Annotated in this window: 9 protein-coding genes; 3 read left to right on the forward strand and 6 right to left on the reverse strand. The window is 55.1% G+C overall.

Annotation, left to right across the window (positions count from 1 at the left end; all coding sequences use genetic code 11):
- Window positions 1–190: 190 nt before the first annotated feature.
- Window positions 191–1,126 (reverse strand): response regulator transcription factor, encoded by a 936-nt coding sequence (locus Q4551_RS15790; protein ID WP_303434863.1) that lies wholly within the window; start codon window positions 1,124–1,126, stop codon window positions 191–193.
- On the reverse strand, window positions 1,123–4,725 hold the full coding sequence (locus tag Q4551_RS15795; protein ID WP_303434864.1) for an ATP-binding protein: 3,603 nt from the start codon (window positions 4,723–4,725) through the stop codon (window positions 1,123–1,125). The genes Q4551_RS15790 and Q4551_RS15795 overlap by 4 nt, the downstream gene beginning before the upstream one ends.
- Before the next feature lie 206 nt (window positions 4,726–4,931).
- Between Q4551_RS15795 and Q4551_RS15800 the strand changes: the two genes are divergently transcribed.
- On the forward strand, window positions 4,932–5,372 hold the full coding sequence (locus tag Q4551_RS15800; RefSeq protein ID WP_303434865.1) for a group II truncated hemoglobin: 441 nt from the start codon (window positions 4,932–4,934) through the stop codon (window positions 5,370–5,372).
- 55 nt (window positions 5,373–5,427) lie between these two features.
- Here Q4551_RS15800 and Q4551_RS15805 read toward each other — a convergent pair whose 3' ends face one another.
- The gene (locus tag Q4551_RS15805; protein WP_303434866.1) at window positions 5,428–5,817 is read right to left on the reverse strand and encodes a hypothetical protein; all 390 of its coding nucleotides are present in this window, start codon (window positions 5,815–5,817) and stop codon (window positions 5,428–5,430) included.
- A 96-nt stretch (window positions 5,818–5,913) separates the two neighbouring features.
- Window positions 5,914–6,831, reverse strand: coding sequence for a glutaminase (locus tag Q4551_RS15810; RefSeq protein WP_303434867.1), 918 nt, complete (start codon window positions 6,829–6,831; stop codon window positions 5,914–5,916).
- A 364-nt stretch (window positions 6,832–7,195) separates the two neighbouring features.
- Between Q4551_RS15810 and Q4551_RS15815 the strand changes: the two genes are divergently transcribed.
- Both Q4551_RS15815 and Q4551_RS15820 read left to right on the forward strand, forming a co-directional pair.
- Complete coding sequence (locus Q4551_RS15815) at window positions 7,196–8,917, forward strand: sensor domain-containing diguanylate cyclase (protein WP_303434868.1); 1,722 nt, start codon at window positions 7,196–7,198, stop codon at window positions 8,915–8,917.
- 163 nt (window positions 8,918–9,080) lie between these two features.
- Window positions 9,081–9,719, forward strand: coding sequence for an NAD(P)H-dependent oxidoreductase (locus Q4551_RS15820; RefSeq protein WP_303434869.1), 639 nt, complete (start codon window positions 9,081–9,083; stop codon window positions 9,717–9,719).
- Window positions 9,720–9,771: 52 nt separating this feature from the next.
- On the opposite strand, the gene Q4551_RS15825 is transcribed toward Q4551_RS15820, so the two are convergent.
- The gene (locus Q4551_RS15825) at window positions 9,772–10,560 is read right to left on the reverse strand and encodes a hypothetical protein (protein WP_303434870.1); all 789 of its coding nucleotides are present in this window, start codon (window positions 10,558–10,560) and stop codon (window positions 9,772–9,774) included.
- 41 nt (window positions 10,561–10,601) lie between these two features.
- Window positions 10,602–10,967: a GFA family protein gene (locus Q4551_RS15830; RefSeq protein ID WP_303434871.1), complete on the reverse strand. Its 366-nt coding sequence runs from the start codon at window positions 10,965–10,967 to the stop codon at window positions 10,602–10,604.
- Window positions 10,968–11,042 lie beyond the last annotated feature (75 nt).

Here is an 11,042-nt window from a genome sequence, read left to right on the forward strand (position 1 = left end):
ATCGAGACCCGCCATTCACGGGAGCGCGGGCGGCCCCGGCTATACCAGTCCTACCACGACATCGAGACCCGCCATTCGCGGGAGCGCGGGCGGCCCGCCCGCCGTTCAGGCAAGGCGCCTCTATCTTCAAATCCGTTGTTAACGTCCAGCAATTGACCACAGTGCAAGACGACTACCGCCATGACTGTTGTCAGGCTTCCACCGCCAGTAATCGCAATGCGACACCGGCGGCGGCGGTGCGGTTTTCTACACCCAGCTTGGTAAAGATCTGTTCCAGGTGTTTGTTGACAGTACGTGGGCTCATATTGAGGATTTCAGCGGCTTCGCGGTTGGCTTTGCCGTTGGCAATCCAGTACAGCACTTCGGATTCCCGTTCGGTAAGGTTCAGGTGTTCCCGCAACATGGCGGCACCGGTCGGGCGTTGTCCGTCGACCAGCTTCAGCAGCATTTCGCCGTTGCCTTGTTCGTTGACCAGTTTGGCAGCCAGCGGATAACCAAGGCCGTCCAGACGCAGGCTGTTGCCGGGTTCAGGGTGATGTTCCAGCCAGCGGGCAATCTGTGGTGCCAGCAGGGATTTCTGGCTGAGGTCGTCAACTCGGGCGCGTGCCAGCAAGGCGTAGGTTTGTGGTGTGGCCCAGCGTAATTCCCCCTGGGTCGATACTGTCATCAGGTGTTGGCCGGTGCTGTCGAGAGCCGACTGGGCGCTACTGGTCAAACGAGCGTTAGACAGATGTACCCGCATCCGCGCCAGTAATTCATCGGGGTTGATGGGTTTGGTGAGATAGTCGACACCACCGGCTTCCAGCCCTCGTACAATGTCGCTGGTATCGGTCAGGCCGGTCATGAAGATCACCGGAATCGACGCCAGCGCCGGGTCGGTTTTGAGCAGTCGACAGGCTTCAAAACCGTCCATATTCGGCATGATGGCATCCATCAGGATCATGTCTGGCTTCATTTTGCGGGCAATGCTCAACGCCTGGCGGCCTTCCAGAGCCACCAGTACATCGATACCGGCTCCTTCGAGGGCATCGTTGATCAGACTCAGGGAATCGGGAGAGTCATCCACCACCAGAACCATGTCCGACGGCATATCCACGCCTGCTGTTGTGCTGCTGGTTGGCTTCATGAGTCTGTGCTTCCTCCGTCGGTTTCGGCCAGCGCAATTTTCAGTAATTCTGCCAGTTCCTGCAGCTGAAATCCGTCGGCCAGTTGTTGCAAACAGGCCAATTGACGGGCTGTTAATGCCGGTGATGTTTTCAGGCTTTGCAACTCTTGCACCACCCCTTTGCGATAGCCCATTTCGGCATAGGCTTGCAGCTCCCGCAGTTGCGGATGGGGTTGCAGCACCCCAAACGAGGCGGCGTCATGAATCCCGACCGGCGGTGCCTGGGGTTCCTGCAGCAAGCCGGTCGTGGGCAGGCTGACGGTTGCTGCCGCCGGACCGGGGCCATGCTGCCAGGTCCAGGATAAATCCAGCACTGTGCCAATGGTGTTTAACAAGCGGCTGTTGCTCACCGGTTTCACCAGATAATCGTTATAAATCGCGCGGTCGTATTCGCTGCGGTCTCCTTCCTGGGCATCGGCAGAGAGCATCACAATCGGTACCGAGATGCCACGTGTACGCAACCGATGAGCAACTTCAAGGCCGGTGATGCCCGGCATGGAAACGTCCATCAGGAACAAATCCGGCCCCCGTTCTCCGGCCTGTTCCAGTTCGTCCAGCATGGCCAGGCAGTGCTCTCCATCGTGGGCTTCGAGTGTCAAAAAGCCGAGCGGTACCAGTACGTCGGCCAACAATCCCCGTACGACCGGGTCATCATCCACCAGCAGTATGGTGCGTTGGAAACCTTCATAACCAATGATGCGTTTGTGCTCCAGCAATTCGGCCTGTTGCCGTTGCTGGTCGGAATGCAGGTTCACCCAGGGCAGCATCAGTGCCACGGTAAAGCAGCTCCCCTGGCCGGGGGTGCTGTCGACCTTGAGGTCGCCGCCCATGATCTCGGTCAGCAGCTTGACGATCGTCAGCCCCAACCCGGTACCCGGCAAGTTGGCGGTGGCGCGATTGCGTACCCGTTCAAAGGGGTCAAAAATCCGCTCTAGCGACTCGTCGTCGATTCCGGGGCCGGTATCCCGGATGCGGAACTCGGCCACCTGGTTGCGGTATCGAATATCAAAATCGACGCGGCCACAGACGGTGTATTTGACGGCATTGGAAAGCAGGTTGATCAGAATCTGGCGCAGGCGCTTTTCATCCGTCATGGTCCATTGCGGCAGGGTTCCCTTTACGCTGACATGGAACTGCACGCCTTTCTGTTCTGCCTGCATGGCAAACATGGCGTTCAGCTGTTCCAGCAATACCGGTAATTCCACACGGGAGCGGTACAGATCCAGCTTGCCAGCTTCAATCCGAGAAATATCCAGCAAGCCGTCAATCAGGTCGGTCAGGTACTGGCCGCTGCGCTGGATAATCGCCAAGCCGTTCTTGTGCCCCGGTGGCGTATCGTCCTTGTTGGTTAATAACTGGGCGTAACCAATCACCGCTTGCAACGGCGTGCGTAATTCGTGGCTGATACCGGTCAGGTAGCGGCTTTTGGCTGCGTTGGCCGACTCTGCCAGTTCCTTGGCTTGCTGTAATGCCAGGTCGGTTTCCTGGTGCGCCTCAATCTCGGTGATCAGTTTGCGCGTCTGGCGGTTGGACTCTTTCTGTGCCACCAAACGGCTTTCATGGGCCAGCAAAAACAGCCAGGCCAGTACCCCGGAAGCAATCATCAGAGCAAAAAACAGCGTCCACATGGTTTGTTGCAACAGCTCGACTTCTGTCGCCGTCACCGGTGCCATTTGCCGGTAGACCACGGCCAGCAGCACGGCAATCAGCAAGTTCACAATAAACAGCAGGCTGACAAAATGACCCAGGCGGGAATTCACCACCCGCACCACCCGGGGCGGTACAAACTTGGACAAAAAATAAGCCAGCTGACGGGTTACATGCGCGTGCGGCTTGCAGATATCCATACAGCGCACATCCAGCGTGCAGCAGAGTGAACAGATCGGCAGGCCATAGGCCGGGCAGAAACTCATGTCTTCCTGCTCAAAATGATTTTCACACACGCCGCACTGGATCGTCGGCACATGCTGATGCCGCACATCCTCCGGCAAGCGCGACAAATCGGTCGGGGCAATATCCGTGACCAGCAGATCCAGCTCCGGAGAGGTACGGGCAATGTAGTAACGGCCGCCGGTCCACCAGGCAATCAGGGGAACGGTAACAAAACAGATGCCGAGACTGACAAAGTGGCTCAAGGTCGCCGTGACTTCGCCAAATAACCCCAGATAGCTGAGCATACCGGCAGTGGTGGCCAGCAGCATTGAACCCGTCCCGACCGGGTTGATGTCGTATAAATGCGCCCGTTTGAATTCCACAATATCCGGGCTTAGCCCCAGCGGCTTGTTGATCAACAGATCGGCGGCCAGCGATCCCAGCCAGCTTACCGCCACAATCGCAAACACCCCGAGCACCGCCTCCAATGCCTGATAGATACCCAATTCCATCAGCAGCAGGGCGATGGTGACATTAAACACCAGCCACACCACCCGACCGGGGTGAGAATGCGTCAGCCGCGAGAAGAAATTCGACCAGGCAATCGATCCGGCATAGGCATTGGTGACGTTGATTTTCATCTGCGACACAATCACCATGGTCGCCGCCAGCAACAGCGCCAGCCCTTCGGAATGGGTCAGATAGAAAAACACGCGCTGATACATATGGGTCGGGTCGGTGGCCAGCTCATACGCAACCCCCTGGGTAATGGCCAGATACGCCAGAAACGATCCCAGCAGCATTTTGACAATACCGATCGATACCCAGCCTGGCCCCGCCAGCATCAACCAAAACCACCAGCGGCGCGCATTGTGTGGGGTTTTTGGGGGCATAAACCGCAGGTAATCCACCTGCTCGCCGATCTGTGGTACCAGAGCAAAAAACACCGACGCAGCCGCGCCAAATAACAGGATATTAAAGCTGCCAGCCCCCATCCCGGGAATCAGGGTATCGTTCCCCGGCCCCGGTACGGTTGCGCCGGGCAATTGATCAATCGCCAGGCCATGGAAGTGCGTCCAGGCGTCCAGCTGGCCGGATTCATTCACCACCACCACCGCCAGTGCCAGACACTGCAACACCACCCAGACCAGTTGCGTGGCAGCCTGGAACCGGCTGATGGCAGAAATACCGTGGATCACAATCGGAATGACCGCCGCCGCACACAGAAAATACCCCACCGCCAGCGGCACACCGAGTAACGCCTGTAAGGCACCCGCCAGAATCACCGCCTCGATGGCAAAAAAGATAAAGGTAAACATCGCATAAATCAGCGACGTCACTGTTGACCCCAGATACCCAAATCCGGCCCCGCGGGTCAGCAGATCGATATCCAGACCGTGCTTGGCGGCGTAGTAGGTAATCGGCACACCGGTAATAAAGAACAGCAGACACACCACCAGCATGGCGTACACAGTGTTGGTAAAGCCGTAATTCAACGTCACCGCCGCGGCCAATCCTTCCAGCGCCAGAAACGCCGTGGCCCCCAACGCGGTTTGTGCAACCCGTTCGATCGACATGCGGCGACCGCTGCGAGCGGTAAAACGCAGGGCAAAATCTTCCAGCGTCTGATCCGCTACCCAGCGGTTGTAGTGGCGTCGAACCTTGAAAATCTTTTGAGAGGCAGGCATAGGCTAGTCAAATACACAAACGGTCAGCGCGCAGCATACCCAAACCGCCGCCAGAAGACTGCAATTGCGCCACACCACAACAGGATACAACCGACGCACTGGCCAAAGGTCAGCAACCGCCATACTGTTACAGATCAGTCGATCGGCTGTTCGGGCTGCTACTATGATCTTTTTATCGCTTCCCGACCGACATGCAGGCAATGACTATGACTTCAAACCTCCCGATTTATGGACAAGCCGACGCCACTTACCAGGCAGCTGGCGGCCTGGAAGGCATCACCGCTCTGGTTGACCGCTTTTATCAACGGATGGATACCCTGCCAGCCGCCAAAATCCTCCGTGATATGCATCCCGCCGACCTGACCACCTCGCGGCAACGACTGACCTGGTTCCTGTCGGGCTGGACTGGTGGCCCCAAGCTATACGCCGAACACGTTGGTGCCATCAACATCCCCATGGCGCACGCCCACCTGCCCGCCGACGCCAGCAGCGTCCAGGCCTGGTTGACCTGTATGGATCTGGCGTTACAAGACCTCGGCTACCCGGATGATTTTCGCCATTATCTGATGCAGCAACTGGCCCGACCGGCCGAAAGCATTCGCTTGATGTGCCAATTCCACGCTGACAAACATACGACAGGTTCGTAGAGACGTCCCAACGGAGCCGGACTGGGCCGGACAGAGTCGGTCGGCCCTGCGCTGATCAGGCAGATAACATCGACAGTTGTTCTTTCAGGGCACGTATTTCCTTGAAGCGTGCCTGCGCGGTGGGCAGCATGCCGGTTTCGTAAAACGTCAGGGTCGGCAAGTCAGCCGGGTTAATACCGTGAATATCGGCAAAATGCTGGATCAGGGCATCGGTATCGCGCATGAACTGACCCGGTGACAATTCAACCGTCGGAAAAGACGCCACTTCGCCGGTCAGGCGCTGCAATTCTGCCCGTTTGGTATTCAGCTGGTCTTCATCATCGGCATCCACCCGAATCACTTCGATCTCGTCCAGCAAGCCTGCTTCCGTGATAAACAGTAAAAAACGAAAGCAGTAGGGGCAGGAACTTTTTAACCAGGCTTTGGCTTTAAACTCACTTGTCATGGTGATCTCCGCAGTGCAGATTGAAAAATTGCGCCATCCTGCCAGTATCCTGCAGCGACTTCCAGCCTCGATTATCCAATACAGAAACTCCCCCGATCAGGCAAATACTGACCAGCCTGTATGCTGTACCAGTCTTTCCAGGGCCTCGGTGCCCAGCTTGCTATTGCCAACGTCATCCAGCCCCGGCGACCAGACAGCAATCGATGCATGCCCAGGGGCAACGGCCAGAATGCCGCCGCCAACGCCGCTTTTACCGGGTAATCCGACCCGGTAGGCAAATTCTCCCGAGCCATCGTAGTGGCCGCACATCATCATCAGGGAGTTGATCCGCCGCGCCCGGCGCGCCGATACCACGCGTGTTCCGGTCACCGGGTTTTCGCCATCACCGGCCAGAAACAAGCCTGATCTGGCCAGCTGCTCACACGTCATGGCAATCGAGCACTGGTGAAAATAGGTGCCCAACACATAATCAACCGGGTTTTTCATGCGCCCAAACGAAGCCATAAAGTGCGCCAGTGATGCATTGCGATCAGCGGTTTTCAGCTCGGATTCTGCCACTTTGTGGTCTATACAAATGCTTTCGTCGTCGGCAATAAAACGTACAAATTGCAGGATTTCTGCCAGCGTCTCTCTCGGCTGGTGCCCGACCATAATGGCATCCGCAATAGCGATGGCACCGGCGTTGATAAACGGGTTTCTTGGCTTGCCGTTCTCATGCTCCAGCTGCACGATGGAATTAAACGGATCACCGGATGGCTCACGTCCGACCTTGGCCCAAACTCCATCCCCCAATTTGCCCAGGGCAATGGTCAGGGTAAATACCTTGGAAATGCTCTGAATCGAAAACAGCTGTTGATAGTCTCCCGAGCTGAACACCCGTCCATCCGCCAGCACCACCGAAATGGCAAACTGGTTCGGGTCGATACAAGCCAGTTGCGGAATATAATCCGCCACCTTGCCACGATCGTCACTGGCCCCAATGGTGGCAACGATGTCATCCAGTATTTCTTGCACAAATAAGCTCCACAGACGGTCTCAGGAGGGATTGTAGCCAGTTGGCAGGCGGGATGGTGATTTTCTTCCGGCAGTGATACTCGATGCATCCTGCCGTACGCACCACACGTGGCGAGAATGTAAAGCCGGTTGTCTCTGACACACGATGGCTCTACCATCAAAGCGGACTGAATAATATGCCTGTTGTGCCAAAGCGTGATAGGCTTACCAGTCGCCTGACAATTAACCAGGTTGTTCCCGGGTACGCGTGTTCAATCAGCACATGAGCGCAGATTACTGTGGCAATTTGTCGTACAGAACCGGTACAACGGTAGCGCAAACCGTCCGCTCAATCGAAACTGGCCAATCGACTCGGGAAGCTGAAATGAACCTCAAGCCACGTTTTCTGCTTCTTACTGCATTACTGATGCTGTTATCTGGCTTGGCCATCTGGTTTTTCAGCCAGCAAATTGCACTCAATGTGCTCAAAACCTCTGCACTCAGTCACTTCGAAACCCAGGTCAAGCTGGAAAAAGAGCGCTCGCTGCAACCCATCATCCGGGAAGTCGCTCTGGCCCGCCAGCTGTCTGATTCACAAATATTACGGCGCTGGGCCAAGGACGAACATAATGCAGAAAAAAAGCAGCAAGCCATGGCGGAGCTGGAATCCTATCGCAACAATTTTTCCGACCACAGCTACTTTGTTGCTTTGCCGGAATCCGGTAACTATTACCACAACAACGCCAGCAACGAATTCGCCAACGACCAATACCGTTACACCCTGTCTGCCGATAACCCGGACGATCGCTGGTTTTACAGCATCATCGAACAAAATCGTGATATTCATCTGAACGTTAACCCGGACATCCCCCTCAAGGTGACCAAACTCTGGATCGATGTGCTGATGCGCGACGGCGACAAGATTATTGGTGTCGTCGGTACCGGTCTTGACCTCACCACGTTTATTCGCCAGTTCACCACGACGCCACAACCCGGCGTCAGTAATCTGTTTTTTGATCATGAAGGGGCCATCCAGGTATCTGAAGATATTTCCCAGATCGACTTTGCCAGCATCACCAAAGAAGCCAGCGAGCGTAAAACCATCTGGAAGCAGCTCGACAACGACAGTCAGCGGGCCAGGCTGGTGAACATACTGGATACCGCCCGAGCCAGCCCCGGGCTTGTGGTCAGCACCCACGTTAGCAGCCACGGCCGAGAACATCAGGCCGGGGTTATCTATTTGCCAGAGGTGGACTGGTTTGTCATGACCCTGCTGGATCTCGATACCTTGTTGCCACTCAGCACCTTCAACAATCTGTTTTTACTGGCGGGAGCCAGCATTTTTATCGCCCTGCTGCTGTTTAATCTGGCCCTCAATTGCTACGTTTCAAAACCACTGCGCCAGCTGGAAAACAATATTGAGCACCTGCGAGATGGCAGGCAGATACAGATAGAAGACGACGCTCCCCACTACCGGCATGGTGAAATTGGCCGTCTCATGAGCCACTTCAAGCGTATGGCCGACGAGGTACTGAAATCACAAGAACGGCTGGAGATCCGGGTTCGGCAGCGTACCGAAGAACTGGAAAGACTGACCTATACCGACCCGGTCACCGGCTTGCTCAACCGCCGCGGCATGATGGAAGAGCTGCAGCAACATATGAGGCGGCTACAGCAAGATCAAGAAACCTTTGGCGTACTCTGGCTCGATCTCGACCGTTTCAAGAACATCAATGACCAATACGGTCACGCCACAGGTGATCTGGCGCTGAAAACCACCGCCCAGATCATTCAGGATCATATCCGCCAGGGAGACTTTGCCTGTCGCTGGGGTGGCGATGAATTTTTGCTGTTGATCAACACCGACCAACAACTCTTGCTTGATCAGCTCGGTCTGCGTCTCTGTAGCGCAATCCAGCAATACGAACTGCTCAGTGAGCTGAAAGAAGTGCTGCCCCTCACCATCAGCGCTGGCAGCAGCCTGGCAACCCCAGGACGAACACTCACCGATATATTGGCCACTGCCGACCAGGCTCTATACGAAGCCAAATCCAGCGGCCGCCACCGCTATTGCCCCGGGCTGATCCCCTCATCAACACACGACTGACCTGGCCCGGCGAGCGTCATCATGACGCTCCACCCCAACATCGTTATTACCCGGCTGCACTGAATAAATTGTTCGCCAAAGGCCCATCTATCGGGCATCAGGAATCTGTCACTATAGCCACTGAGACACACACCGTTCCGGTTGACTATTCTGGAGATCCATCATGACTGACGTCATCGACTTATTAAACTGGCGCTATGCCACCAAAAAAATGAACCCAACCCAAGCCGTCCCGGAAGACAAGGTCGAACGCATACTGGAAGCCATTCGCCTGACCGCTACCTCCAGTGGCTTGCAGCCTTATGAAGTGCTGGTCGTCACCAACCCCGACATTCGCCAGCAAATCCAGGCCATCGCCTGGAATCAGGCACAAATTACCGACTGCTCACACCTGCTGGTTTTTGCCGCCTGGGACAACTACACCCCGGAACGCATCAACATGATGTTCGACCTCACCAACGAAGAGCGTGCCATCACCAATGAAGGCTGGGAACGTTATCGGCAAATGCTGTTACAGATGTACCCTGCCCGTGATGCGGAAGACAATTTCCAGCATGCCGCCCGTCAGGCCTACATCGGCCTCGGCAGTGCCTTGATTGCCGCAGCGGCAGAAGAAGTGGATTGCACGCCGATGGAAGGTTTTACCCCAGACGACCTCGACACTATCCTCAACCTGCGGGAACGTGGCCTGCGCAGTGTGTTACTGCTGCCGCTGGGTTATCGGGCCGAAGAAGGCGACTGGCTGGTCGATTTGAAAAAAGTACGCCGCCCAAAAGAACAGTTTATTACCGAAGTTAAATAGCCTGATAACGAATGTTCAGGCTTTTGGGTACAGAGATAACGGTTACACACCGTTATCTTGCTTGTTTCAATAACGCACTCATCACATTCTGATCTACCTGAATCAATCCTCGCTTGGGCCGGTCAAGATCAATAATGGTGAACACAATCAGCGTAATCAACAAAGATACCAGCACAATAGGCACCACCATGCGCTTGCCACTCAAACCGGCTGAATACCCCATAATGCTGCCGCTGGCGATAAAGACCACGAACAACAGCAGTAAAATGCTCTCCGGCACATGCAATTGCAGCAGTGCGTTCCGTTTGCCATGGGCATCGATCATCGCATTCAGGGATTGCAAGAATGAGCCGGTTGTCACCGGTCTGGGGTCTGTCTCCGTTGCTGCCAGGGTAATCCCCCATAGCTGATTCTGTAACGCCACGATTTGGCGCTGGTAATCGCTACGCACATCGACATGAGTAAGATCAACCTGCCCCATCTCTACCCGCAAACGAATATAGTCTCGTAATGTATTATCGGCTTTGGTTTGGTACTCGCCGGGTAACAACTGCGCCCGCAACATCGCGGTTCCCATGGTATTGGCTTCATCAATCAACGCCATGGTGCGGTTATCGTAGCGCTGCATCGCCATGCTGAAGGTAAAACCCAGCAGCAAAGCCAATAAACCCAGAATACTGGCCTGGATAGAACCGGTCAGGGTTTTGACTTCATCATCAGTACGGGACTGTACATAACGACCAGAAACAAAACCGACTTCGTTAAAAACAATAATCACCAGAAACAACACAACGGCGATTAATACGCTGCTATAGCCATATAAAAATTCATTATCTACCATAACAACGACTCATCTACCCAGGTTGACCCAAAAAACCGCCATTATTCCGATTGAGGATATACCGGCAAGGTGCTGTTAATATCATACCATTCGGCTTTTTCTGATACCCAGATATGACATTTTTCATCCACGCCCGGGTGATCGTCCAAAGAACCAAGGCGTAACACCAGGTGTTTGGTGTTGTCTCGCTTGGCATAAATCTGACAACCACAGCGTGAACAAAAATAGCGCTGCTTGCCAGGTGATGATTCATACGCCGTCAACGATTCACGCCCCGACACCACAAAATCCGCATCGGCAACCGCCGCTACACTGGAAAAAGCCGCCGCATGTGCCTTGCGGCATGTAACACAATGACAATGAACGATATCCCCGACCTTGCCAGTAATGGTGTAGGGGACATCCATTTAATCCTGCACGGCTCTGCGCGAGTGTTGCCGTTGTTCAGAGCAAGGCGACGAATGCAGCGAAATGACGAGTCC

This window comes from Oceanobacter sp. 5_MG-2023, from assembly GCF_030548165.1.
GTDB lineage: Bacteria > Pseudomonadota > Gammaproteobacteria > Pseudomonadales > Oceanobacteraceae > Oceanobacter.

What these genes read in the sequence shown, in the direction of transcription:
- Q4551_RS15805 (WP_303434866.1), bottom strand. Translation starts at nt 5,817, where the DNA reads ATGACAAGTGAGTTTAAAGCCAAAGCCTGGTTAAAAAGTTCCTGCCCC.
- Q4551_RS15800 (WP_303434865.1), top strand. Translation starts at nt 4,932, where the DNA reads ATGACTTCAAACCTCCCGATTTATGGACAAGCCGACGCCACTTACCAG.
- Q4551_RS15830 (WP_303434871.1), bottom strand. Translation starts at nt 10,967, where the DNA reads ATGGATGTCCCCTACACCATTACTGGCAAGGTCGGGGATATCGTTCAT.
- Q4551_RS15820 (WP_303434869.1), top strand. Translation starts at nt 9,081, where the DNA reads ATGACTGACGTCATCGACTTATTAAACTGGCGCTATGCCACCAAAAAA.
- Q4551_RS15790 (WP_303434863.1), bottom strand. Translation starts at nt 1,126, where the DNA reads ATGAAGCCAACCAGCAGCACAACAGCAGGCGTGGATATGCCGTCGGAC.
- Q4551_RS15815 (WP_303434868.1), top strand. Translation starts at nt 7,196, where the DNA reads ATGAACCTCAAGCCACGTTTTCTGCTTCTTACTGCATTACTGATGCTG.
- Q4551_RS15825 (WP_303434870.1), bottom strand. Translation starts at nt 10,560, where the DNA reads ATGGTAGATAATGAATTTTTATATGGCTATAGCAGCGTATTAATCGCC.
- Q4551_RS15795 (WP_303434864.1), bottom strand. Translation starts at nt 4,725, where the DNA reads ATGCCTGCCTCTCAAAAGATTTTCAAGGTTCGACGCCACTACAACCGC.